Genomic DNA, 24311 nt, shown 5'->3' with positions numbered 1-24311 from the left:
ATCGAGGCGGTGACCGGGCAGGGCGCGCTGGATTACGTGTCGGCCGAGGAGGCCCGTCTGCACGAGGCCGCGCAGCTGCTGGGCGGCAGTGCAGGTGATGTGGTCGACAAGATCCGTCTGCTGGGCGAGCGGCAGAAGAAGCTGGAGCGCGAACTGGAGGCACTCAAGGCCAAGGTCGCCTCGGGTGCTACCGCGGATCTGGGCGCTGCGGCGGTCGAGGTTGGCGGCGTGAAGGTGCTGGCAGCCCGTCTGGAAGGTTTTGACGCCAAGGCCCTGCGTGATGCCATGGATCGCCTGAAGCAGCAGCTGGGTGACGCGGTGATCCTGCTGGCAGGTACCCAGGAAGGCAAGGCGGCTCTGGTGGCTGGCGTCAGTGGTTCGGCGCTGGGCAAGGTCAAGGCCGGTGAGCTGCTGTCCCACGTCGCCAAGCAGGTGGGCGGCAAGGGCGGCGGGCGCCCGGACATGGCCCAGGGCGGCGGTGATGACGGTCCGCAGCTGGTGGCAGCCCTCGATGGGGTGGTGGATTGGGTCAAGCCGCATCTGGCCTGAATGCATCAAGCCTAATACCTTGAAGCTGTTCGCGCCCTGCCGTTACCATGGGGAGTCTTTCCCCTTTGTCGTGGGGCGCATAGCTCTAAGCGCGCCAATGCCGGTGGGAAATCCACCGGTTCCATGGAGATTTTCACAATGTTGATCCTGACTCGCCGTGTAGGCGAAACCTTGATGATCGGCGACTCGGTCAGCGTGACTGTGCTTGGCGTCAAGGGCAACCAGGTACGTATCGGTATCACCGCTCCGAAGGATGTTGCAGTACATCGCGAGGAGATTTTCCAGCGTATCCAGCGTGGTGATGAGCCCGCTGCATCGGGAAGTGAAGAAACTTCCGAATAAGGGTTTACCTTTCACCTCGTTTAACGTTATTCTTCGCGCCCCGCTTCGGAATACACGCAGCGGGGCAAGAAAAACGGAGTGATGCCCGAGAGGCCGAAGGGGCTCCCCTGCTAAGGGAGTATAGGGTCAAAAGCTCTATCGAGGGTTCGAATCCCTCTCACTCCGCCAGTTTCAAAAAAGCCCCTGATCAGGGGCTTTTTTGTGCCTGCAGGTTTTTCATTCCGCAGTCTCTTCGGGTTTTTATTTTGAGGGCTGTTGCGCCAGGGTGTGGCCGATGTGTGCGCAACGGTGGTGCTTCAGGGTGCCGTTCCGGAGCATTGCCCAGAAGCTGTGTCGTGGAGTCCTGTCGTGCGCGGCTGGAGCTTTCCCGGTAAGGCCTCTGCCGAGCATGGCTCGGCACTACGTGATACATCGCTAAGAGGCTTGTAGGGCGCGCTGGCGTCGGGGATTGCGGTGCCACTGTAGAGCCGAGCCATGCTCGGCTGGCGCTTTCCTGGTAAGGCCTCTGCCGAGCATGGCTCGGCAGTACGTGATACATCGCTAAGGGGCTTGTAGGGCGCGCTGGCGCCGGGGATTGCGGTGCCACTGTAGAGCCGAGCCATGCTCGGCTGGCGCTTTCCCGGTAAGGCTTCTGCCGAGCATGGCTCGGCACTACGGGATGCATCGCTAAGGGGCTTGTAGGGCGCGCTGGCACCAGGTGGTGCGGTGCCACTGTAGAGCCGGGCCATGCTCGGCTGGCGCTTTCCCGGTAAGGCCTCTGCCGAGCACGGCTCGGCACTACGGGATGCGTCGCTAAGGGGCTTGTAGGGCGCGCTGGCGCCGGGGAGCGCGGCGCCACTGTAGAGCCGAGCCATGCTCGGCTGGAGCTTTCCCGGTAACGCCTCTGCCGAGCATGGCTCGGCACTACGTGATGCATTCTTGGCTGGGTTGTCATCAAAAAGCGCACATAAAAAAACAGCAGGCAATGCCTGCTGTTTTTGGTATTGGTGCGCTCGGAGAGATTCGAACTCCCGACCACCTGGTTCGTAGCCAGGTACTCTATCCAACTGAGCTACGAGCGCTCAACATTGCTGTTGTAGTTTGAAGCGGTGCAGATTGAATCTGCGTTCTGACATGGTGCGCTCGGAGAGATTCGAACTCCCGACCACCTGGTTCGTAGCCAGGTACTCTATCCAACTGAGCTACGAGCGCGTCGTTGCCAGGAGCGAGATTATGCGGATATGCGGCGTTTGCGTCAACGGTTTTGTGAAAAATTCTTAATCATTGTGATGAAACAACGCCTCGGCCACCGATTGCGGTGATTTCATCCATTGGAAATGATCAGCACGCACACCCAGTTGTGCGGAGGACAGCACCTGCAGGCTGCTGGGCGAGGCGCTCATCTTTGCCAGCAGCGCGCGCATGGAACTGGCCGGTGCCAGCCAATCACTGTCGAACACGATCGCCCGCGTTGGGGCGCTGATGCAGCGCATGCCGGCCTCCAGGTCGACGGGCAGTCCTGCGGCTGCATAGTGGTTGCTCAGGCCCACGCCGGCCCAGTCGCGGATCAGGCTGCGTGCTTCTGTGCCGCCGAAGCCGACGCGGCGGCCGGGCAGGCTGCCGTTGCGCTGCGCCAGCCACGGCAGGAAGCGGTAGGCCAGCGGCAGCAGCCAGCCCCGTGGCCCGGGAAAGCTGCGCCACCACGGCGTACCGCTGGCGACCAGCCACAGTGCGTCCAATGGCAGCGCGCGCATGCCTGCGTAGCAGCAACTGAGTTGTCCACCAAGGCTGTGCCCGCCCAGGCGCAAGGGCAGTGCCGGTAGCCGGGACTGCACTACCGCCTCCGCTGCGGGCAGGTCCTGTTGCAGCAGGGCCTGGTAACCCCAGTCATGCGCGCGGTCGGGGCGCAGGCTGCTGCTGCCGTTGCCGCGCCACTCATGCACGAACACGGCAATGCCCTTGCCAGCCAGTGCGTGTGCGAAGGGCAGGTAGTGGCGTGCAGCCACGCCCAGCGCTGGCAGCCAGAGCAGGCTGGCCGTTGCCTGCTCCGGCAGGCAGGCAAGCAGTTCGAAGCGATGGCCGTCGCTGCTTTCGACGGACAACTGTTCGATGTGTGGTGCGGTTCCTGCGCTGCTCATGCCGTCGGTGCCGCGCCGAAATGGTCAAGCACCATGACGTCGCTGCGGCCGGGGAAGTAGCCGCCGCTCAGTCCGCGCGCAACATAGTCGATGGCGGCTTCGCAGGCATTGGCCATGCTCAGTCCGCGGCAAAGCTGTGCGGCGATGGCCGAGGCCAGGGTGCAGCCGGTGCCATGGGCATCGATGGGCAGGCGCACATGGCTGTATTCCTCGCGGGCAACGCCATCGAAATAGCGGTCGACCACGCGCTTGCCTTCCTGCAGGTGGCCGCCCTTCAGCAGCACTGCGCTGGCACCCAGTTCCAGCAGGGCGGTGGCTGCATCCTCTGCGTCCTCCGCGCTCTGGATGCGCCGACCGAGCAACAGCTCGGCCTCGGGTGTATTGGGGGTGAGCAGGGTGGCCATTGGCAGCAGGCGTTCGCACAGTGCCTGCAGGGCGCTGTCCTGCAGCAGCTTGGCGCCGCTGGTGGCGATCATCACCGGGTCCAGCACGATGTGTGCCGGCCGGTGGCGCTCCAGTGCATCGGCCACCAGGTGGATCACCTCGGCATTGGCCAGCATGCCAAGCTTCACCGCATGGATGTCGAAGTCTTCGAAGCAGGCGTCGATCTGTGCCTGCAGGAAATCCAGTGGTGGGACGTGCACGGCGGTGACGCCACGGGTGTGTTGGGCGGTGAGGGCGGCGATGGCGGACAGGCCATGCACGCGATGTGCGGCGAAGGCCTTGAGGTCGGCCTGGATGCCGGCGCCACCGCCGGAGTCGGAGCCGGCGATGGTCAGCGCGGAAACGGGGGTAGAAGGGCTCATGCCGGAATTGTGCAATGTTTGCCCGGTGCTTGCTTCAGCGCCGCCGCAGCAACACCCATTGCCGGTAAAGCACATAGCCCAGCCCGCTGATGCCGGTGAGCAGTGCCGGTGCCAGTAGAGCGTCATATTGCCAGCGCAGGAACAGCCAGGCACCAATGACGCCACCGGCAAGGAAGCCGCTGATGATCAGGCCGCTCAGTGTCAGTCGCCGCAGTTGCAATGGCAGGCCGCGCAGCAGGTGGCCCAGGCCGATGCCCAGATCGGTGAACATGCCGCTGAGGTGGGTGGTGCGCACCACCGCGCCACTGAAGGTGGTGGCCAGCGCATTCTGCAGGCCGCAGGCCATGGCCGCAGCCAGTGCGCCCCACACCTGTTGCTGCTTGAACAGTGGGATGGCAACGAGCAGCAGGGCCGATTCCAATGCCAGTGCGGCACCGTAGCGGCGTCCCAACTGCAGGCTTTCGCCCTGGATGATCAGGCCGCTGAGCATGGCGCCCAGCGAAAAAGCGATCAGCAAGCCCCACAGGTGCCCGACCGAGCGCCAGTCACGTTCGGCCAGGGCGATGCCCAGCTGGCTGGTGCTGCCGGTCAGGTGGCTGACGGCCTGGTGTTCAAACCCCAGGAAGCCAACCACGTTGACCATGCCGGCCACACACGACAGTGCGACCGCACCAACCCAGACCCAGGTGGGGAGGCGGATGCCCATGTGGCGGTGCCTTTACCTACAGCGCGCCGTTGCGTTCGATGCTGGAGAAGCTGCCGTCCTGGGGGTCATACACTGCGCCCCAGAACTGTGCGCCACCATCACAGACGCGGATGGCCTCGCGCGCGGGATCGATCTTGCTGTGGTCGGGCAGGCTGAAGGCGTTGATGTAGACCAGACGCTTGCCGTTGCTTTCAAAGCCCACGTACTGGCGACCGGACTGGCCGGGTTCGGCGATCTGCGGCTGCAGTTGTGCAAGCCGGCTTTCAAGTGCGTCGATATCGGCACGGCTGGGCGCCCAGTAGCCGGTGACTTCACCGGCATGCTTGGCGGGGCTGTCGCGTGAGCAGGTGTCCAGCACCTGCGCGGCCACGACCGGGCGGGTGACCACCCAGGATTGCCCTGCCTTGACGGCCGTTGGCACGCTGCTGCCCGGGCGCGTGTTTGACGGGGTGCAGGCGGCCACGGCAAGGCATGCCGTGGCCAACAGGGACAAGCTGTGCAGCTGTTTCACAAAACCTCCGAGGCGTAATCGGCCAGGCGCGAGCGTTCGCCCCGGCGCAACGTGATGTGCGCACTGTGCGGCCAATTCTTGAATCGGTCCACCGCATAGGTGAGGCCGGAGGTGGTTTCGGTGAGGTAGGGCGTGTCGATCTGCTCGACATTGCCCAGGCAGACGATCTTGGTGCCAGGGCCGGCGCGGGTGATCAGGGTCTTCATCTGCTTGGGGGTGAGGTTCTGCGCCTCGTCCAGGATCAGGTAGCGCGACAGGAAGGTGCGCCCGCGCATGAAGTTCAGCGAGCGGATCTTGATGCGGCTGGCCAGCAGGTCGTTGGTGGCCGCGCGGCCCCAGGCACCACCCTCCTGGTTGTGGGTGAGCACTTCCAGGTTGTCGGTGAGCGCGCCCATCCATGGCGTCATCTTTTCTTCCTCGGTGCCGGGCAGGAAGCCGATGTCCTCGCCGACGCTGACCGTGGCGCGGGTCATGATGATCTCGCGGTAGCGCTGGGTGTCCATGGTCTGTGCCAGCCCGGCGGCCAGCGCCAGCAGGGTCTTGCCGGTGCCGGCGGTGCCGAGCAGGGTGACGAAGTCGATTTCCGGGTCCATCAGCGCGTTGAGCGCGAAGTTCTGCTCGCGGTTGCGCGCGGTGATGCCCCACACCGAGTGCGAGCCGTGGCGGAAGTCATTGACCAACGACAGAGTGACGCGGCCATCGCTCTCCACCTTGGCGACCTTCAGCTCGACTTCGTCATCACCGGGCAGGTAGGCGTACTGGTTCGGGTGCCAGTCCTCGTCGTCGGCGGCGAGAATCTCGTAGCTGGTGCGGCCCTTGTCACTCCAGCTGCGCAGGTTGTCGCTGTGTTTCTTCCAGAAGTCTTCCGGCAGTGCGGTGGCACCGGTATAAAGCAGGCTGAAATCGTCCAGCGCGCGGTCGTTTTCGTAATCCTCCGAATCGATGCCGGCGATGGCGGCCTTGATGCGCAGGTTGATGTCCTTGGAGATGAACACCACTGGGGTTTCCGGGTGCTGCTCCTTCAGGGCCAGGATGGCGCCGAGGATGGCGTTGTCCGGGATCACCTTGCCAAAGCTCTTGCCGGCTTCGAAGTGGCTGGTCTGGAAGTACAGGTTGCCGGCGCTCTGCGCGCCGCGCAGCTGCAGGCCCTTGGGGCGGGCCAGTGGCACGCCGTTCTGTACGCTGCCGATACCGGCTTCTTCGATCAGCTCGTTGAGGAAGCGGCTCACCTGGCGGGCGTTGCGGCTCGCTTCGGTGGTGCCCTTCTTGCCGTTGTCCAGCTCCTCGATCACCTGCATGGGCAGGTAGACATCGTGTTCCTCGAATTTGAACAGCGCGGTCGGATCGTGCATCAGCACGTTGGTATCCAGTACGTAGATGCGCTTGCCTCGGGTCATCGTCGATTCCTGGTGGCGGGACAGGGTCACGCCATCGCACCTGCAGGGCAGGGCGATGGGGTGGGTTGGAACAGGAGGTGGGTCACTTGGTTTGAGCGGCCTTCAGTGCGTCGAGCACGGCATCGGCATGGCCGGCAACCTTGACCTTGCGCCATTCCTGCACGAGCTGGCTGTCAGGCGAGATCAGGAAGGTGCTGCGTTCGATGCCGCGCACCTGCTTGCCGTACATGTTCTTCATCTTGATCACGTCGAAGGCGGTGCATAGCGCTTCATCGGCGTCGCTGATCAACGGGAACTTGAAACCCTGCTTGGCGCAGAAGTTGTCGTGGGACTTCAACGAGTCGCGGGAGACGCCGAACACCTGTGCGCCGGCACGCTTGAACCTGGGCAGCAGGGCGTTGAAGTCCAGGCCTTCGGTAGTGCAGCCGGGGGTGCTGTCCTTGGGGTAGAAATACAGCACCAGCCAGTGGCCGGCGAGCTCGCCGAGGGTGGTGGTGGCGCCGCCGGACAGGGCCAGTGGCAGGGTGAGGGTGGTTCGGTCCAGGGTATCGCCGATGTTCATCAGATCCTTTCCGGAGCCTGGGGGTATTCGATTGCAGTTACATGAAACGCCGCGCACCTGTGATGGGTGCGCGAAACCATCAGAACTTCATCGGGTCCATGATCGCGTCCAGGTTGAGGTGGTCGCAGAATTCGAGAAAATCGTCGCGCAGGGCGGCGATATGCATGTTGGCGGGTACGCCGATGGTGATCTGTGCCGAGAACATCTCCGCACCGGTCTGCATGGCCTGGTAACGGGTGCTCTGCAGGTTCTCGATGGTGATGCCCTGGCGGTCGAAGAAATCGGCCAGTTGGAACAGGATGCCCGGCTTGTCGGCGGCAATGACTTCAACGATGTAGGGCAGCAGGTTGGATTGGGCCTGCTTGGCGGCGGTGCGGTACCACACCAGCTTGAGCCCTTCCTCGCGCTCCAGGCGCGCCAGCATGGCTTCGAGCTTGGCAACGGCATCCCAGGAGCCGGTGGCCAGGGTGGTGACGGAGACGTCGCGGCCGACGGTGGCCAGGCGGGCGTCGACCAGGTTGCAGCCGCTGTCGGCGATGCGACGGGTGACGGACAGCAGGGGGGACTCCGGATGCGTCGTATAGGCGTTGATCAGGAGGTGGTTTTCGGTCGGCAACGGCCGCGGCGTGGTGTCGGTCAAGGTGGTTCCGGAATGCTGGAGAGTCTGAACGGCGCCGCCGGGCGGGCCGTTCGCTGGTGTCCAGCATACTTGCCCCTGCTTTCGACCGGCAAGTAACATGCTTTTGGTCACGAACCCGCCCACTGGCGGGCCTCTTTACCCCCACGAAGAGCGACAAACCTCTTGTCCATCCATGGCCTGATCACCGCATTGGCAACGCCGTTCCTGGCGGACGGTGCACTCGATACCGACGCTTGGCAGCGCTTGCTGGCCCAGCAGCTCTCCGGCGGCGTGCAGGGCGTCGTCGTCGCCGGCTCCACCGGCGAAGCCTCGACCCTGTCCGACGATGAATACGACAGCCTGCTGCGCAGCGCAGTGGCCACGCTGGGCGGCAAAATGCCGGTGCTGGCCGGCACCGGGCTGTCCGGCACCGCCCGTACCATCGCCCTGACCCGGCGTGCGGCGGCCAATGGCGCCACCCATGCGCTGGTGGTGGCGCCGCCGTATGTGCGGCCCACCCAGGAAGGCCTGCGCCAGCACTATCTGGCGGTGGCCGAGCAGGGCGGCCTGCCGGTGGTGCTGTACAACGTGCCCGGGCGCACCGGCTGCGATCTGCTGCCGGAGACCGTGGCGCAGCTGGCCGGGCATCCCAACATCGTCGCCATCAAGGAGGCGGTGGGCGATACCACCCGGGTCAAGGCGCTGCTGGAACTGCGCAGCGACAGCTTTGCCCTGCTCAGTGGCGATGATGGCACCGCCGCGCGCTCGATGCTGGCCGGTGCCGATGGCCTGATTTCGGTCGGCTCCAATGTGCTGCCCGGTGCCTACCGCACGCTCTGCGATCTGGCCCGTGCTGGCCAGCGCGAGGCGGCCGAGGCCTGGGACGATCGCCTGCAGCCGTACCACGATTTCTGTGGCGTTGAATCCAACCCCATTCCGGTCAAGGCGCTGCTGCAGCGGCTTGGTTTTGGTCAGGGGCTGCGTTTGCCGCTGCTCCCGCTTTCTGCGCCGCACCACGCCCATGCCGACCATCTGGCGGCGGACGTGGGCGCGTTGGAAGAACTATCCAGCCGCTGATCTGGCGGCCTGAACCCTGGAGATTCACCCATGCGTCAAACCTCAACCGTCCGCGTGTTCTCGCTGCTGGTGCTGGGCGTGGTAACCGCCGTCGCCACCTCCGGCTGCTTCTTCAAGCGCGGTGCGCGCGGTGACTACGCGTTGGCCCCGGAAGCCCGTCCGCTGGAAGTGCCGCCGGACCTGAACCTGCCCAACACCTCGGGTGCGACCGCGATCCCGGCGCTGGCTTCGGCCACCAAGCCGGCTGCGGTGGCCGCACCGGCTGCCGCCGCCAACGGCTTCACCGTCAGTGGCAGCCGCGACGAGGTGTTTGGCAAGGTGGGCGACGCGCTGGCCGGCGTCGAAGGCCTGACCATCGCCAGCCGTGCCCAGCTGCTGGGCTCGTATGACGTGGCCTATGAAGGCAGCAACTTCCTGGTGCGCGTCGTGGCCACCGACGCCGGTGCCTATGTGTCGGCGGTGGACCCGCGTGGCCTGCCGGCCACCGATGCGGCAGCGACCAAGCTGGTGGCTGCGCTGAAGACCAGGCTGGGCGGCTGAGTCCGGCAGGGTCGGATGAACAAAAAAGGGCGCCCAAGGCGCCCTTTTTCGTGGCTGCGGCGCTGATCAGCGCTCCAGCAGCTTCAGCTTGTCCGGCTTGCCGTCCCATTCGGCCGCATCTGCCGGCGGGTCCTTGCGCACGGTCAATACCGGCCAGGCCTTGGCCAGTTCGGCGTTCAGCGCGACGAAGCCTTCCTGGCCGGCTGGCACGTCGTCTTCCGGGAAGATCGCGTTGACCGGGCATTCGGGCTCGCACAGCGTGCAGTCGATGCACTCGTCCGGGTCGATGACCAGGAAGTTGGGGCCTTCGTGGAAGCAATCCACCGGGCAGACTTCAACGCAATCGGTGTGTTTGCACTTGATGCAGTTTTCGGTGACGACAAAAGGCATGACGGGGTCCGGCTTTGAGCCTGGCAATTCTAGTGCAGCTTGCCAGGGCTGGGGCGGGGAATCCTCGCTTCCGGGCGCAGGCGGTTGATCGCGCGTGGCGGAGCGGGCCGTTAAAGCAAAAAACCCCGCAGGGCGGGGCTTTTCGGTTTCGCAGACGGAGTTGGCGCTCCCTAGGGGACTCGAACCCCTGTTTTAGCCTTGAGAGGGCCACGTCCTAACCACTAGACGAAGGGAGCGTTTGGTCGCGTCTGGCGAGCGCGCTAGTATATGCATCTGGTTGCCGCTCGGCAATCCCGTAAACCCAACTGGAAGCGCCACCATCAATTCCACAGTTACAACGCCGTTCACCCTGCACGTCATTCCGCGCGATCAGCACACGATCTCGCGCAAGGACATCAGTCCCAACGCGCTGCGGGTCCTGTACCGCCTGCGCGAGTCCGGTTTCGGCGCCTACCTTGTAGGTGGTGCCGTCCGTGACCTGCTGGTAGGTGGGCGCCCCAAGGATTTCGACGTCGCCACCGATGCCACGCCGGAGCAGGTGAAGCAGTTGTTCCGCAACTGCCGCCTGATCGGCCGCCGGTTCCGGCTTGCCCATGTCGTGTTTGGCCGCGAGATCATCGAGGTGGCCACGTTCCGTGCCAACAGCGATGACGGCAGCGGTGACCGCGAGGTCGAGAACGGCATGCTGGTCCGCGACAATGTCTACGGCAGCATCGAGGACGATGCGGTACGCCGCGACTTCACCTGCAACGCCTTGTATTACGCCATCGAGGATTTCTCGGTGCGTGACTACACCGGCGGCTTCGAGGACGTGCTGGCCCGGCGCATGAAGCTGATCGGCGACCCTGAGCAGCGTTATCGCGAGGACCCCGTACGCATGCTGCGCGCGGTGCGGCTGGCGGCCAAGCTGCGGTTCGAGATCGAGCCAGCCACGGCCGAACCGATCCCGCGCCTGGCCGGGCTGTTGAACGAAGCCGCGCCGGCACGCCTGTTCGAGGAAGTGCTCAAGCTGTTCCTGTCCGGGCACGGCGTGGCCAGCTTCGAGGGCCTGGAGCGTTACGGCCTGCTGGCCGTGTTGTTCCCCGAAAGCGCTGCCGCGCTGAAGAGCAACCGCAGCGGTGCGCTGCGCCGGGTGCTGATCGAAGGCCTGCGCAACACCGATGAGCGGGTGGCCAACGAGGAGCCGGTGTCGCCGGCCTTCCTGTTCGCGTTGCTGCTATGGCCGGCATTCTGCCGCAACCTCATTGCCCTGCAGCGGCAGGGCTTGGCGCCGGAAGAGGCGCAGCGTCGCGCCGCCGACCGGGTCACCCTGCATCAGCTGACCACCATCGCCCTGCCGCGCCGGTTCTCGTTGCCGATGCAGGAGATATGGTTGCTGCAGTCGCGGTTCGGGTCGCGCCAGCGCAAGCGGGTGTTCCGCACCTTGGCGCATCCGCGCTTCCGTGCCGCGTTCGACTTCCTGGCGCTGCGTCAGGCGGGTTCGGACGAGCACCAGGAAGACATCGCGTTCTGGCGCGAGGCGCAGCAGCAGAAGGGGCCGGAGCTGGAATCGGCACTGGAAGCCGCGCAGGCCGAGATGGCCGAAGAGGGCGATGCTCCGCGGCGCCGCCGTCGCCGCCGCCGTCGTAGCGGCCCCGCAGCGGCGGGCGAGTAAACATGGTGTTGGCCTGCGTAGGCCTGGGCGCCAACCTGGGCGACGCGCAGGCCACCCTGCGCGCGGCGATCAACGCGTTGGCGGTGCTGCCGCAGACGCGTCTGCTGGCGGCATCGCGTTTGTACCGGACGCCCGCCTGGGGTAACGAGGCGCAGCCGGATTTCATCAATGCCGCAGTGGCCCTGGAGACCGACCTGCCGGCGCCGGTGCTGCTGGAGCAACTGCTGGCGACCGAGCAGCAGTTCGGCCGGGTGCGCCAGGAGGGCCAGCAGTGGGGCCCGCGCACACTGGACCTGGACCTGCTGCTGTATGGCGAACAGGTGATCGACCTGCCGCAGCTGCAGGTGCCTCACCCCTACCTTCACCAGCGGGCGTTCGCCCTGCTGCCGCTGGCCGAGGTGGCGGCCGACGCCTGCATACCCGGGCATGGGACGGTGCGTGACGCGCTGGTAGGCATGAAAACCTGCGACATCACTCCGATAGGGGGATAATGGTCGGCTCATACGCCACTGTTATCCCCACATGAGCACGCACGCAGACAGCAAGCCCTGGACCGTCCCGGCATTGGCCGAGGCCAAGCGCAATGGCCAGAAGCTGGTGATGTTGACCGCCTATGACGCCGGCTTTGCCCGCGCCCTCGATGCCAATGGCGTTGACCTGATTCTTATCGGTGATTCGCTGGGCATGGTGGTGCAGGGCCACGATTCAACGCTGCCGGTCAGCGTCGCCGACATGGTCTACCACACCACCGTGGTGGCCCGCGTACTGCAGCGTGCGCTGCTGGTGGCCGACCTGCCATTCGGCGCCGACGCCACCCCCGAGCGCGCTCTGGAAGCCTCGCTGCAGCTGCTGCAGGCGGGCGCGGAGATGGTGAAGATCGAAGGTGCCGGCTTCAAGCTGGACATCATCCGCTATCTGGTGGAGCGCGAAATTCCGGTTTGTTCGCATCTGGGGTTGACCCCGCAGTCGGTGCTGCGACTAGGGGGCTACCGGGTACAGGGCCGTGGCGACGCCGCCCAGCAGTTGCTGGACGATGCCAAGGCCGTGGTCGAGGCCGGGGCCAGCCTGCTGGTGCTCGAATGCGTGCCCACCCCGGTGGCCGCGCGGGTGACCGCGGAGATTAGCGCGCCCACCATCGGCATCGGCGCCGGCCCGCAGTGCGATGGGCAGGTGCTGGTGCTGCATGATTTCCTCGGTCTGGACAGTGGCCACCGTCGGCCCAAGTTCGTCAAGGATTTCCTTGCCGAAGGCGGCTCCGTGGCAGGTGCCGTGCAGGCCTATGCCGACGCCGTGCGCGCCGGCACCTTCCCCGACGCGGAGCATGCGTACGCATCATGATTGAGACCGTTACCGAACTTTCCCGGCTGCGCGCCGTTGTCAGCGGCTGGAAGCGCCAGGGCCTGCGCGTTGCGCTGGTGCCCACCATGGGCAACCTGCACGCAGGTCACTACTCGCTGGTCAAGCTGGCGCGTCAGCACGCTGACAAAGTGGTGTCCAGCGTGTTCGTCAACCCGACCCAGTTCGGCCCGAACGAAGATTTCACCCGTTATCCGCGCACGCCCGAAGCCGATACCAGCGGCCTGCAGAAGGCTGGCTGTGACGTGTTGTGGCTGCCAACGGTGGAATCGATGTATCCGTTTGGCGTGGAGCTGGCTGCCAATGTGCACGTGCCCGGGGTGAGCTCGCTGCTGGAGGGCGCACACCGCCCGGGCCACTTCGATGGCGTGTGCACGGTGGTGAGCCGCCTGTTCAACCAGGTGCAGCCGGACGTGGCTGCCTTTGGTCGCAAGGATTACCAGCAGTTGGCCGTCATCCAGCAGATGGTGGCCGACCTGGCGTTCCCGATCGAGATCCTCGGTGGCGACATCGTGCGTGAGGAGGACGGGCTGGCGATGAGTTCGCGCAACCAGTACCTGACCGCCGACGTGCGTCCGCAGGCCACCGTCATCCGCAAGGTGCTGTTGGGTATGCGTGATGCCTACCAGGCAGGTGCCGTGCGGGAGCAGGTGGAGGCCGAGGGTGCGGCCGCGTTGCAGGCCGCCGGTTTCGTGGTGGATTACGCTGTGGTGCGGCTGCCCAACCTGAGCGAGCCGGGCCAGGACCCCCGCGGTGCCCGCGTGGCGTTGGTCGCGGCCAAGCTGGGCAATACCCGGCTGATCGACAATATCGAGTTCTGAATGGGGCAATGAAGGGACTGTCCTTGTCCCTTGCCGATGTCCTGCAAGACCCTTGATGGCGCCCTGGTGGCGCCATCGTCGTATGTGACCGGGCCAGCCGGGACAGGTCATGTTGCAGTGCGGGCAAGGCCGCGCAGCGGTGCTAGACTGCGCCCTTTCTCACGCAGTTTCGGCATCGTCATGCAACTCTCCCTGCTCAAGACCAAGATCCACCGCGCCACCGTCACCCATTCGGAGCTGAACTACGAAGGCTCCATCGCGATCGACGACAACCTGCTGCAGGCGACCGGCATCCGCGAGTTTGAACAGGTGCACATCTGGGACGTGACCAACGGTGCACGCTTCACCACCTATGCGCTGCGTGCCGAAGCCGGCAGTGGCGTGATCTCGCTCAACGGCGGCGCCGCGCGCCACGTGCAGGTGGGCGACATCATCATCATCGCCGCCTTCGCCAGCATGAGCGAAGCCGAGGCTGACAGCTTCAAGCCGAAGCTGGTCTACGTCGACGGCGACAACCGCATTTCCCACACCAACGACAGCATCCCTACACAGGCCGCATGATCACCAACAACGGATACGACGTATTGCACGCCCACGCCCAGCGTCTGCAGGGCACCGGCATTCCCTCGCTGATGGCCGCAGAGCCTGACCGGGTGCAGCGCCTGGCGCTGAAGGTCGGTCCGTTGTATGTGAACTTCGCGCGGCAGAAATATGACCGCGCCGCCCTGGATGCGTTGTTGGAACTGGCCGCCGCGCGCGATGTCGCCGGCGGTTTCCAGCGCCTGTTCTCCGGCCAGAAGATCAACCACACCGAGGACCGCGCGGTGCTGCACAGCGCGCTGCGCGGTGACGCCAGCGACGCTCCGGTTGCGGTGGCCGCGCGTGCCGAAGCGGTGGCCGTGCTGGCGCAGATGGAAGGCCTGATCCAGGCGCTGGCGTCCAGCAACGTCACCGATATCGTCAGTGTCGGCATTGGCGGCTCGGACCTGGGTCCGCGCCTGGTCGCCGATGCGCTGCGGCCGGTGACCGGTGCGCGCTTCCGCGTGCATTTTGTTTCCAATGTCGACGGCGCGGCGATGCAGCGCACCTTGGCGACGCTGGACCCGGCGACCACCGCCGGCATCCTGATTTCCAAGACCTTTGGCACCCAGGAAACCCTGCTCAATGGCCGCATCCTGTGCGATTGGCTGGGCGGCAGCGAGCGGCTGTATGCGGTCAGTGCCAATCCCGAGCGCGCTGCCAAGGCTTTCGATATCGCCGCTGAGCGCGTACTGCCGATGTGGGATTGGGTCGGTGGCCGTTACTCGCTGTGGTCGGCGGTGGGCTTCCCGATTGCATTGGCCATCGGTTTTGAACGCTTTGGCCAACTGCTGGAAGGCGCTGCGCAGATGGACGCACATGCGGCCAGTGCGCCGTTGGCCAGCAACCTGCCGGTGCTGCATGCGCTGACCGATATCTGGAATCGCAATGTGCTGGGTTATGCCACGCATGCGGTGATGACCTATGACCAGCGCATGGCCTTGTTGCCAGCCTACCTGCAGCAGCTGGTGATGGAGAGCCTGGGCAAGCGGGTGAAGCGCGATGGCGGCCCGGTTGATGGCGACACCGTGTCGGTATGGTGGGGCGGTGCAGGCACCGATGTGCAGCACAGCTTCTTCCAGGCCCTGCACCAGGGCACCAGCATCGTGCCGGCCGATTTCATCGGCTGCGTGCGTAGCGACGATCCCTACGAGATCAACCACCAGGCCCTGCTGGCCAACCTGCTGGCGCAGACCGAAGCCCTGGCCAATGGCCAGGACAGCGAAGACCCGCACCGCCAGTACCCGGGTGGGCGCCCGAGCACGATGATCCTGCTTGATGCGCTGACCCCGCAGTCACTGGGGGCGCTGATTGCGATGTACGAACACGCGGTCTACGTGCAATCGGTGATCTGGGACATCAATGCCTTCGATCAGTTCGGTGTCGAGCTGGGCAAGCAGCTGGCCAGCCAGTTGCTGCCGGCGGTGCAGGGTGAGGCGGTGGAGATTGCGGATCCGCTGACCCGGGAGTTGTTGGCGCGGTTGCGCTGATAGCGGGTTGTTGTTTGGGGAAAGCCGCGCAGAGATGCGCGGCTTTTTCATGCTCCCTCCCTTTGCCGAAGGCAAGGGGAGGGCTGGGGAGGGGTAAGGCTCTTTGCGTTACGGGTGAAGACCCCCTGCCGAGCATGGCTCGGCACTATAGATCCCTTTGCCGTTGGCGAGGGGAGGGTTGGGTGGCGTGCCCTTTGTATTACGGGTGAAGGCCCCTGCCGAGCATGGCTCGGCACTACAGGGAGCGGGATTACCTGTTCGGGTCGCGCTCCGGGCTGGGCCGCTTGGTCAGCTTGCGCTGCAGCGAACGCCGGTGCATGCCGAGCAGGCGTGCGGCGGCCGACACATTGCCGCCGGTTTCATGCAGCGCCTGCTGGATGTGCTCCCACTGCAGGCGGCTGATCGGCGTCATCGCATCCGGTGGTTCCAGTTCTTCCGGTTCTTCCGCACCTTCCTCGTCCTCACCCAGCGCGCGCATGATCATCTGCACCGTGGCGGGCTTGGGCAGGTAGTCGTCGGCGCCCAGTTTGATCGCTTCCACCGCGGTGGCGATGGAGGCGTAGCCGGTAACCAGCAGGATGCGCATGTCCTTGCGCAGCTCACGCAGCGGCTGAATCAAGGTCAGCCCGGACTCGCTGCCCAGCTTCAGGTCGATCAGGGCAAAGGCCGGCGCGGACTGCAGTGCCAGTTGCAGCGCACCGGCCGTATCGGTGGCGGTGACCGTGTCGATACCGCGACGCGCCAACGTGCGTTGCAGGGTGCGCAGGTACAGCGGGTCGTCGTCGACCAGCAGGCCGTGGGCGGCAGGAGCATTCATTCGGTAGCCTCGGTGTGGTGCAGTGGCAGGCGGAAGCCGACGCGTGCTCCCTGGCCATCGGCCGGGCGCGTCCACAACTCACCATGCAGGCGTTCAATGGTGGCATGGGACAGCGCCAGGCCGACACCCATACCGTCGGTCTTGCCGCTGTTGAACAAGGTGCCGGGCAGGGCGGCGTCATTGGCGTTGAAACCCGGTCCGTAGTCGCGCACCTCGCCATAGAGCTGGCCGTCACGGACGCGGATATCCAGGTCAATCTGCGCGCGGCCACTGTTCTCACCCGCGTCGGCGGCGTTGTTGAGCAGCACCTGCAGCAGGTGGCCGATGCCCGGTTCCAGTTGCAGTTGCAGCGGCGCATCGGCGTTGCGCCGCAGCTCGATGGTGGGGCGCACCAGCCGCCACTGTTCCAGCACGCTGCCGATGGATACCTGGGCGCGGCTGCGCGCGCCCTCGGCCGGTGCGGCCAGTGCCATGACCTTCTCCCTGCATTGCACCAGCAGTTCGCGCAGGGTTTCCAGGTCGTCGCGCATCTCCGGGTTGTCCGCGCATTGCTCGGCGATGTCGTCGGTGAGCAGGGTCATCGTCGCCAGCGGGGTATTGAGCTCATGCGCTACCGAGGCGGCATGGGTGGCCAGGGCGACGATGCCTTCATTGCGGACGAAACGCTCGCGCAGCAGCGCCAGTTGGTTTTCGCGTTCGCGCAGCGCCGCGGCCAAGCGCGTGGAGAACACCAGCACCACCACGCTGGACAGCAGGAAATTGGCGGCCGCGCCCCACAGGTGCAGGCTCATCGTGTCGAAATAGCCGCCTTTCAGCGGCAGGCCGAATACCGCGCTGAGCGCATAACCGGCGACGCAGGCTGCGGCCACAGCGTGGGTCCAGCGCAGCGGCAACGCCAATGCCGCCAGCGCGATCAGGATCAGGAACAACGAGCCGAACGGATTGGCGATGCCGCCGCTCCAGCCCACCATCCAGGTCAGCACAGTGACATCGATCAGGATGTGGCCAAAAGCGGTGACCGGGGCAGGGTCGCTGTCATGCACGCGCAGCTGCACGTACAGGTTGAACAGTGCCAGTACCAGCACGCCGGCCCACAAGGGTAGCTGCGGCAGTTCCAGCCCCAGCAGCCAGGTGGCGACCAGGATGGTGGTGGCCTGGCCGGCGGTGGCCAGCCAGCGCAGGCTGCACAGGGTGCGCAGGAAGGAGGTGTCTTGGGTCTGCATGGTGCAATCGTATGCTGTCCGGGCCGCTACAACGCAACGGAAGGTTCATCCCGTGCGGGTGCAGGGCGCGCTAAAATGCTACCCATGCATGACGCCGTGACCCGCCCAACACCGCCCACCGACGCTACCGCGTGGCCCCGCCGCATCACCCAGGCTGTCGATATCGGCGGCGTCAAGGTGGGTGGGGGCAGCCCCGTGGTCGTGCAATCGATGACCAATACCGATACCGCCGATGTGGCTGCCAGCGTCAAGCAGGTGGCCGAACTGTGGCGCGCGGGCTCGGAGATGGTGCGGCTTACCGTCAACAACCCCGAGTCGGCCGCCGCCATCCCGCGCATCGTCGAGAAGCTGCGGATGATGGGCATCGAGGTGCCGCTGATCGGCGACTTCCATTACAACGGCCACCAGCTGCTGAGCGGCGAGCCGGCCTGCGCCGAAGCGCTGGCCAAGTACCGCATCAACCCCGGCAATGTCGGCTTCGGCAAGAAGAAGGACACCCAGTTCGCGCAGCTGATCGAGTTCGCGATCAAGTACAACAAGCCGGTCCGCATTGGCGCCAACTGGGGCTCGCTGGACCAGGCCCTGGCGGCCAAGCTGATGGATGAAAACAGCCAGCGTGCCCAGCCCTGGGATGCCGGCCGCGTGCTGCGCGAAGCGTTGATCCGCTCGGCGCTGGATTCGGCCGAGACCGCGGTTGAGCTCGGCCTGCCGCGCGATCGCATCGTGTTGTCAGCCAAGGTCAGCGGTGTGCAGGAGTTGATCGCGGTGTACCGCGACCTGGCGCTGCGTTCGGATTTCGCCCTGCACCTGGGTCTGACCGAAGCCGGTATCGGCAGCAAGGGCATCGTCGCCTCCTCGGCGGCGCTGGCCGTGCTGCTGCAGGAGGGCATTGGCGACACCATCCGCATCTCGCTGACGCCCGAGCCGGGCCAGCCGCGCACGCAGGAAGTCATTGTTGCCCAGGAGCTGCTGCAGACCACCGGCCAACGCGCTTTCACGCCCATGGTCACGGCCTGCCCGGGCTGCGGCCGCACCACCTCCGAGTTCTTCCAGGAGCTGGCCAAGGTCGTGCAGAACCATGTACGCGAGAAGATGCCGGTGTGGCGTGTCAGCCATCCGGGCGCGGAGAACATGACCCTGGCGGTGATGGGCTGCATCGTCAACGGCCCGGGTGAGTCGCGTCACGCCAATATCGGCATTTCCCTGCCGGGCACCGGCGAGACCCCGGCCGCGCCGGTGTTTGTCGACGGTGAGAAGAAGGTCACCCTGCGTGGCGAGAACATCGCCCAGGATTTCGTCGCCTTGATCGACGATTACGTTGAAACCCGCTATGCGCGAAACCCCGGCTGAGTCCCGGGCCGAAGCCGCAGGCCTGCGGCGATGGCTGGCGCACAATAATTGGCGCCTGCTGTTGCTGTTTGTCGGTGTGCTGCTGCCGCTGGCAGGCTTTGCCAGCTTGGCCGAGGAAATACATGAGGCCGAGTCACTGCATTTCGACGATGCGATGTTGCTGCGCATGCATGCCATGGCCTCGCCGGCACTGGATGCCTTCTTCGTGCTGTTGTCCAAGCTGGGCTACCAATGGGGCGTGATTCCGCTGGATGTGCTTATCGTCGTCGCGTTGCTGATCGCGCGACGCTGGCGCAAAGCGGCCTTTGCCACTACCGCCTTCATTGGCTCGGCCTTGTTGAACCTGGCCAGCAAGCAGATGTTCCAGCGCGACCGGCCGAGCCTGTGGGAGTCAGTCGCGCCGGAAAGCACTTTCAGCTTTCCCAGTGGCCATGCGATGGGCTCGATGACCCTGGCGTTGACCGTGGTGTTCCTGGTCTGGAATACGCGTTGGCGTTGGCCGGTTGTGGCCGCCGCGCTGTTGTTCGTGCCGCTGGTGGGCCTGTCGCGGGTGTATCTGGGCGTGCATTACCCCTCGGACATCCTGGCCGGCTGGTGCGCGGCACTGGTATGGGTGGTGGGGGTGCATACGGTGATGTTCCGCAAGCGCTGGTCGTTGCCTGCGATTTGATGACATCCGCGTAGCTGTCAGCGCTGCTGTCGCTTGCGTAAGAAAACCCCTAAGTAGTTGGGCGCGTTGACCTGATGGGCGGCCCGACGGCGTGATCGGCATAGTGGACCCGCCTTCGCAGGGCACCAATCCAACACCCCCGGCACCCGGGAAAACAAGGTCCAGCCCCTGCGTGAAGGCCTGCTGGTGCGCCGGAAGGCCACTTCTGTTCGATAATACGCATGGCTTTCGCCAAGAGGGGACGGGGGAGGCCGTCGCCTCGGATGCCCGGTACGGGACGTGGCCACGATCTCAACCTTTACCTCGTTGCGAGGAATCCGTCATGTCCATCAGTGTTTTTCTTATCGATGACCACGCCTTAGTGCGCACAGGTATCCGGATGATTCTTTCCGGGCAGCCTGGCATCGACGTTGTCGGGGAAGCGGACAGCGGCGAAGTTGCGTTGCCATTGGTTCGCCGCCTCAAGCCGGATGTAGTGCTGTGTGACCTGCACCTGCCGGGGCTCAGTGGATTGGAGATCACCGAACGCATCGTCAAGGGGGATCACGGCACCAAGGTGATCATCGTGTCGGTGCTTGAAGATGGGCCCATGCCCAAGCGGCTGCTCGAAGCGGGGGCGTCGGGCTATGTCGGCAAGGCTGGTGATTCAAAGGAGCTGATCCGCGCGGTACATGATGTGGCCCTGGGGCGCCGCTATCTGGCCAACAGCATTGCGCAGAACCTGGCCTTGTCCAATCTGGAAGGGGGCGAGTCGCCGTTTGATCTGTTGTCACCGCGTGAGTTGGAAGTGGCATTGCTGCTGATCCAGGGGCACCGCCAGGAAGAGATCGCGCGGCGCTTGAGCCTGAGTGCAAAGACCGTCAACACGCACAAGGCGCGTCTGTTCCAGAAGCTCAATGTGCAGGACAACATCGCGCTGGCGCGGCTGGCGGCGCAGTATGGCGTGGTGGATCCTACGCGGCCGATCTGACTGGCTTTTCTCTGATGTGTTGCAGGTGATGAAACAGCGGCTTGAGGGCCGCTGTTTTTTTAGGCAGGTGCGGTTTCAGCGGCTGCCGCTCGCCCCTTTTGCGCGTAGCAAGGGGAGGGCTGACACGCCTGTTGCCCCTCTCATTTCCCAGCAGCGAAGAGGATTGGTACGGCTGTTGCTCCCTCCCGTTTGCGTAGAAAAGGGGAGGGCTGGGGAGGAGCAGCCTTTGCTGCCAGATGCCAGACTTCGCGAGGTACATCGTTCCTGGCGCTGTTGCGCGCTGCTGTTGACGTAGCAAGCGAGCGACACATGGAGCTTTCCAGAAGCGCGTTTATTCGCCCCGTTCCCCTTCCACCCGGGTAAAAAGAAGCGGCCCTGAGGCCGCTTCTTTTTTCTGCTGGAGGCTGCAGATGCTGCAGCCTTTCAATCAGCTATCGGACTTCCTGGTTTCGGCATCCGCTTGCGCCTGCGCTGCCTCGTCTTCCACCTTCTGCTCGGCGTGCGTCTGCACGCTTGCTGCTTCGGAGGTCGGTTCGATGGCGGCAGGTGATGCAAACAGCTGGCCGTTCTCGGGAGTCGCCGGTGCCACTGCTGCCGGTGCGGCAATGACTTCGGGTTCTGCGGTGATGGCAACTGCTGGCGCGGAGTCGGCAACTGCCGGCGGAGCCGCCTCAACCACGGCGGGAACTGCCGCCGGTGCTTCTGCCGCCGGGGAGGCAATCGGAGCCGGTGTTGCTTCGGCCGCCGCCGGGACAGGTTCGACCACAGCCGGTGCCGGCGTTTCGGCCGGGGCCGACGGTGCTGCCGGTTCGTGCAGGGTGGCCTGCGGCTGGGCGACTTCGATCACCGGCGCGGTGACGCTGGCCACTGCATCGGCGGCCGGGGGGGCGACCTCGGTGGCCGCTGCGGCCACAGCGGCCGCAGCCGGTGCGACTGCCATCGGCTTGGTTTCCGTCTTGGTCTCGACAGCAGCATCGTCGTCAAAGTCGAACTCGGGCTGGCTGCTGGCCTTGCGGGCCGGTGCCGGAGCCGCGGCGGTGCTGTCGGCCTCGCCGTCGCTGCCATCGGCATCGTCGTTGCCGTCGATACCGTCCTCGTCGTGGGAGCCCAGCTCGGCGCCTGCGGCACCTTCACCGTTGCCGCGGCGACGGCGACGACCGCCGCGACGACCACGTCGACGACGGCTGCCGCCTTCGCTTGCGGCCTCATCACCGCCTGCGCCCACTTCGTCGCTGCCGCTGACGGCAGCCACGATCACTTCTTCAGTGCTGTCGACGCCGGTGGCGACCTGCGCTGCGGGCTCCTGCGCCGGCTTGTCCTGTGCCAGCTTGTCCTGTGCCAGCTTGTCCTGTGCCGGGACCGGTGCGGCGACATTGCTGACGGCGTCGGCGGTGGCGGCAACGGCCGCTACCGGCACAGCAGCGACTGCCGCCACGTTGGTGCGGGGCGCTTCGGCTGCAGGTTGCTGCTGGCGCGAGGGCTTTTCGGCGGCCGGCTGCTGTGCCTTGTCGGCGTCCTGCTGCGGCTTGGGCTGCTTGGGCTGCTTCTGCGGCTTGGGCTGCTGTTCGTTGCGCGGCTTGCCCTGCTGCGGCTGGGCCTGCTCGTTGCGCTGCTTGGGCTGCTGCTGGCCGTTGTTCTGGCCCTGCGGCTGCTGCTTGTCATTGCCTTGGCGGCGATCATCGCGACGGTCCTCACGACGTTCATCGCGGCGCTGCTCGTCACGGCGGTTACCGTTGCCATTGTTGCCACGGGACTGCTGGGCATTGTTGCCCGCGTTGCCGTTGCGGCCATCACGGCGCTGGTTGCCGCGGTCATTGCGGTTGTTGCGGCCGCCGTCCTGGCGTTGCTGCGGGGCCGGCTGTGCCGGTGCTGCGGCATCGCCGCCGAACACCCGCTTGAGCCAGCCCATCACGCCGCCTGCTGCCGGGGCAGCGGCGACCGGTGCAGGCGCAGGCGCTGCAACCGGCTCCACCACTTCACGGACCGGGGCCGGCTGGCTGTGCTTGACCTGGGTGACCGCCGGTGCCGGCGGGATGTTCAGCTGGGCCTTGGTCAGCGCATGCACCGGCAGCTTGCGCGGGGTGCCGCGCTGGTAGCTGGGCTTGTTCGACTCTTCGCCCAGTTCGTTGTCACGCAGGCGCGTGACCTCGTAGTGCGGGGTATGCAACTGCTCGTCGGCAACGATGACGATCGGCGCGTCGTGGCGCCGCTCGATCTCACGCAGGGCACCGCGCTTCTCGTTGAGCAGGAAGTTGGCGATTTCCACCGGGGCCTGGACCAGCACCTGTCCGGTGTTCTCCTTCATCGCGTGCTCCTCGGCGACGCGGATGATGGACAGCGACAGCGACTCGACGCTGCGCATGCGGCCCTGGCCGTCACAGCGCGGGCAGACGATCTGGCTGGATTCACCCAGGCTCGGACGCAGGCGCTGGCGGCTCATTTCCATCAGGCCGAAGCGCGAAATACGGCCCAGCTGAACGCGGGCGCGGTCGTACTTCAGGGCGTTCTGCAGGCGGTTCTCGACTTCGCGCTGGTGCTTGTTGGAGGACATGTCGATGAAGTCGATGACCACCAGGCCGCCCAGGTCGCGCAGACGCAGCTGGCGGGCCACTTCCTCGGCGGCCTCCAGGTTGGTCTGGAACGCGGTGTCCTCGATGTCGCTGCCCTTGGTGGAGCGGGCCGAGTTGACGTCGATGGCGGTCAGCGCCTCGGTCTGGTCAACCACGATCGAGCCGCCAGAGGGCAGGCGCACGTTGCGCTCGTAGATCGCCTCGATCTGCGATTCGATCTGGAAGCGGTTGAACAGCGGGATGTCGTCCTTGTAGTGCTTGAGCTTGCGCAGGGTCTGCGGCATCACCTGCTGCATGAAGTCGCGGGCAGTCTCGTACAGCTCTTCGGTGTCGACCAGGATCTCGCCCACGTCCGAGCGCAGGTAGTCGCGCAGGGCGCGCACGATCAGGCGCGATTCCTGGTAGATCAGGAACGGGGCCGGCTTGGTCAGTGCGGCTTCGGCGATCGAGCGCCAGACCTGCAACAGATAGTCCAGATCCCACTGCAGCTCTTCGGCATCGCGGCCGACGCCGGCGGTGCGGATGATCACGCCCATGTCGTCGGGGATGTTCAGCTTGTCCAGCGCTTCCTTCAGCGCGGCGCGGTCTTCGCCCTCGATGCGACGGGAAACGCCGCCGGCAGAGGGGGAATTGGGCATCAGCACCATGTAGCGGCCGGCCAGGGAGATGAAGGTGGTCAGGGCGGCGCCCTTGTTGCCACGTTCTTCCTTGTCGACCTGGACGACGATTTCCTGGCCTTCGCGCAGGAGTTCCTTGATGGTGGCCTTGTTGTGGTCCACACCCGCCTGGAAGTAATCGCGGGAGATTTCCTTCAGCGGCAGGAAGCCATGGCGGTCACCGCCGTACTCGACAAAGGCAGCCTCGAGCGACGGCTCCAGGCGGGTGATGCGGCCCTTGTAGATGTTGGACTTCTTCTGTTCCTTGGACGGCTGCTCGATATCGATGTCGTACAGGTTCTGCCCGTCGACGATGGCCACGCGCAGTTCTTCAGCCTGCGTGGCATTGATCAGCATTCGCTTCATTGTGCGTTCCTCGCGCGCTGCTACCGCGCGGAACGCCATGGGGTTTCGCCTCTGGTCACGGGTGGCCACCCATTCGCGCAGGCGCGGGCAGGGCAGCTTGGGTTTCCAGCGCTACGACACCACGGCAGGCCGCGGGAGCGCTTCTTTCTTGTTTTAGGTGTTTCAGGGCCGGC

24 protein-coding genes and 4 tRNA genes are annotated in these 24311 nt (G+C 65.4%); 14 read left to right on the top strand and 14 right to left on the bottom strand.

Annotation, left to right across the window (positions count from 1 at the left end):
- From B2527_RS07170 to B2527_RS07160, 3 genes are all read left to right on the top strand, one after another.
- On the top strand, positions 1-549 hold a 549-nt coding region (locus B2527_RS07170; protein ID WP_293707236.1), incomplete at its 5' end, for a DHHA1 domain-containing protein.
- A gap of 138 nt (positions 550-687) precedes the next feature.
- The gene (csrA, locus tag B2527_RS07165; protein WP_054656818.1) at positions 688-891 is read left to right on the top strand and encodes a carbon storage regulator CsrA; all 204 of its coding nucleotides are present in this window, start codon (positions 688-690) and stop codon (positions 889-891) included.
- Between the two features lie 75 nt (positions 892-966).
- A tRNA-Ser gene (locus B2527_RS07160) sits at positions 967-1059 on the top strand.
- Positions 1060-1875: 816 nt separating this feature from the next.
- On the opposite strand, the gene B2527_RS07155 is transcribed toward B2527_RS07160, so the two are convergent.
- From B2527_RS07155 to B2527_RS07115, 9 genes are all read right to left on the bottom strand, one after another.
- Positions 1876-1952, bottom strand: a tRNA-Arg gene (locus tag B2527_RS07155).
- A gap of 53 nt (positions 1953-2005) precedes the next feature.
- Positions 2006-2082: transfer RNA gene (locus B2527_RS07150), tRNA-Arg, on the bottom strand.
- A 65-nt stretch (positions 2083-2147) separates the two neighbouring features.
- Positions 2148-3008 carry an alpha/beta fold hydrolase gene (locus tag B2527_RS07145; RefSeq protein WP_293707232.1) on the bottom strand — a complete coding sequence of 287 codons (861 nt, stop codon included), beginning with the start codon at positions 3006-3008 and terminating at the stop codon, positions 2148-2150.
- Positions 3005-3814, bottom strand: coding sequence for a bifunctional hydroxymethylpyrimidine kinase/phosphomethylpyrimidine kinase (thiD, locus tag B2527_RS07140; RefSeq protein WP_293707230.1), 810 nt, complete (start codon positions 3812-3814; stop codon positions 3005-3007). The genes B2527_RS07145 and thiD overlap by 4 nt, the downstream gene beginning before the upstream one ends.
- A 34-nt stretch (positions 3815-3848) precedes the next feature.
- Entirely contained in the window at positions 3849-4520 is a 672-nt protein-coding gene (locus tag B2527_RS07135; protein ID WP_293707228.1) for a YoaK family protein, read from the bottom strand.
- A 16-nt stretch (positions 4521-4536) separates the two neighbouring features.
- Entirely contained in the window at positions 4537-5022 is a 486-nt protein-coding gene (locus B2527_RS07130; protein ID WP_293707494.1) for a hypothetical protein, read from the bottom strand.
- Between the two features lie 5 nt (positions 5023-5027).
- On the bottom strand, positions 5028-6428 hold the full coding sequence (locus B2527_RS07125; protein WP_293707226.1) for a PhoH family protein: 1401 nt from the start codon (positions 6426-6428) through the stop codon (positions 5028-5030).
- An 82-nt stretch (positions 6429-6510) separates the two neighbouring features.
- Positions 6511-6990 carry a peroxiredoxin gene (locus tag B2527_RS07120; RefSeq protein WP_293707225.1) on the bottom strand — a complete coding sequence of 160 codons (480 nt, stop codon included), beginning with the start codon at positions 6988-6990 and terminating at the stop codon, positions 6511-6513.
- A 79-nt stretch (positions 6991-7069) separates the two neighbouring features.
- Entirely contained in the window at positions 7070-7630 is a 561-nt protein-coding gene (locus tag B2527_RS07115) for a glycine cleavage system protein R (protein ID WP_293707224.1), read from the bottom strand.
- A 162-nt stretch (positions 7631-7792) separates the two neighbouring features.
- Here B2527_RS07115 and dapA point away from each other — a divergent pair, with 162 nt between their 5' ends.
- Both dapA and B2527_RS07105 read left to right on the top strand, forming a co-directional pair.
- Complete coding sequence (gene dapA, locus B2527_RS07110; RefSeq protein WP_293707223.1) at positions 7793-8686, top strand: 4-hydroxy-tetrahydrodipicolinate synthase; 894 nt, start codon at positions 7793-7795, stop codon at positions 8684-8686.
- Positions 8687-8716: 30 nt separating this feature from the next.
- Positions 8717-9226: a hypothetical protein gene (locus B2527_RS07105; RefSeq protein WP_293707221.1), complete on the top strand. Its 510-nt coding sequence runs from the start codon at positions 8717-8719 to the stop codon at positions 9224-9226.
- 66 nt (positions 9227-9292) lie between these two features.
- Here B2527_RS07105 and fdxA read toward each other — a convergent pair whose 3' ends face one another.
- A complete protein-coding gene (fdxA, locus tag B2527_RS07100; RefSeq protein ID WP_054656826.1) occupies positions 9293-9616 on the bottom strand; it encodes a ferredoxin FdxA in 324 nt (107 codons plus the stop codon).
- Between the two features lie 161 nt (positions 9617-9777).
- Positions 9778-9852 (bottom strand) — tRNA-Glu (locus tag B2527_RS07095).
- 41 nt (positions 9853-9893) lie between these two features.
- On the opposite strand from B2527_RS07095, the gene pcnB reads away from it, so the two are divergent.
- From pcnB to pgi, 6 genes are all read left to right on the top strand, one after another.
- Positions 9894-11270 (top strand): polynucleotide adenylyltransferase PcnB, encoded by a 1377-nt coding sequence (gene pcnB / locus B2527_RS07090; RefSeq protein ID WP_293707219.1) that lies wholly within the window; start codon positions 9894-9896, stop codon positions 11268-11270.
- A 2-nt stretch (positions 11271-11272) separates the two neighbouring features.
- On the top strand, positions 11273-11761 hold the full coding sequence (gene folK / locus B2527_RS07085) for a 2-amino-4-hydroxy-6-hydroxymethyldihydropteridine diphosphokinase (protein WP_293707217.1): 489 nt from the start codon (positions 11273-11275) through the stop codon (positions 11759-11761).
- Positions 11762-11792: 31 nt separating this feature from the next.
- Positions 11793-12608 (top strand): 3-methyl-2-oxobutanoate hydroxymethyltransferase, encoded by an 816-nt coding sequence (panB, locus tag B2527_RS07080; protein ID WP_293707215.1) that lies wholly within the window; start codon positions 11793-11795, stop codon positions 12606-12608.
- Complete coding sequence (panC, locus tag B2527_RS07075; RefSeq protein WP_293707213.1) at positions 12605-13447, top strand: pantoate--beta-alanine ligase; 843 nt, start codon at positions 12605-12607, stop codon at positions 13445-13447. The genes panB and panC overlap by 4 nt, the downstream gene beginning before the upstream one ends.
- A gap of 180 nt (positions 13448-13627) precedes the next feature.
- The gene (gene panD, locus B2527_RS07070; RefSeq protein WP_057628235.1) at positions 13628-14008 is read left to right on the top strand and encodes an aspartate 1-decarboxylase; all 381 of its coding nucleotides are present in this window, start codon (positions 13628-13630) and stop codon (positions 14006-14008) included.
- Positions 14005-15516, top strand: coding sequence for a glucose-6-phosphate isomerase (pgi, locus tag B2527_RS07065; RefSeq protein ID WP_293707207.1), 1512 nt, complete (start codon positions 14005-14007; stop codon positions 15514-15516). Before panD ends, pgi begins: the two co-directional genes overlap by 4 nt.
- Before the next feature lie 250 nt (positions 15517-15766).
- On the opposite strand, the gene B2527_RS07060 is transcribed toward pgi, so the two are convergent.
- Together B2527_RS07060 and B2527_RS07055 are read right to left on the bottom strand one after the other, a co-directional pair.
- Complete coding sequence (locus tag B2527_RS07060; protein ID WP_293707204.1) at positions 15767-16333, bottom strand: response regulator transcription factor; 567 nt, start codon at positions 16331-16333, stop codon at positions 15767-15769.
- Positions 16330-17556: an ATP-binding protein gene (locus B2527_RS07055; RefSeq protein WP_293707201.1), complete on the bottom strand. Its 1227-nt coding sequence runs from the start codon at positions 17554-17556 to the stop codon at positions 16330-16332. Before B2527_RS07055 ends, B2527_RS07060 begins: the two co-directional genes overlap by 4 nt.
- A gap of 84 nt (positions 17557-17640) precedes the next feature.
- Here B2527_RS07055 and ispG point away from each other — a divergent pair, with 84 nt between their 5' ends.
- The 3 genes from ispG (at position 17641) to B2527_RS07040 (ending at position 20546) form a co-directional block, all read left to right on the top strand.
- Complete coding sequence (ispG, locus tag B2527_RS07050; RefSeq protein ID WP_293707198.1) at positions 17641-18906, top strand: flavodoxin-dependent (E)-4-hydroxy-3-methylbut-2-enyl-diphosphate synthase; 1266 nt, start codon at positions 17641-17643, stop codon at positions 18904-18906.
- On the top strand, positions 18887-19576 hold the full coding sequence (locus B2527_RS07045; RefSeq protein WP_293707195.1) for a phosphatase PAP2 family protein: 690 nt from the start codon (positions 18887-18889) through the stop codon (positions 19574-19576). Before ispG ends, B2527_RS07045 begins: the two co-directional genes overlap by 20 nt.
- Before the next feature lie 322 nt (positions 19577-19898).
- Positions 19899-20546 (top strand): response regulator, encoded by a 648-nt coding sequence (locus B2527_RS07040; RefSeq protein ID WP_293707192.1) that lies wholly within the window; start codon positions 19899-19901, stop codon positions 20544-20546.
- Positions 20547-20973: 427 nt separating this feature from the next.
- Here the strand turns inward: B2527_RS07040 and B2527_RS07035 are convergent, their stop codons facing one another.
- Complete coding sequence (locus tag B2527_RS07035) at positions 20974-24138, bottom strand: Rne/Rng family ribonuclease (protein ID WP_293707191.1); 3165 nt, start codon at positions 24136-24138, stop codon at positions 20974-20976.
- Between the last annotated feature and the right edge of the window lie 173 nt (positions 24139-24311).

The sequence above is a fragment of the Stenotrophomonas sp. UBA7606 genome (assembly GCF_002477705.1).
Classification (GTDB): Bacteria; Pseudomonadota; Gammaproteobacteria; order Xanthomonadales; family Xanthomonadaceae; genus Stenotrophomonas.
The sequence above is the reverse complement of the archived record's forward strand: the minus strand, read 5'-3'. Positions and strand labels throughout refer to the sequence as shown.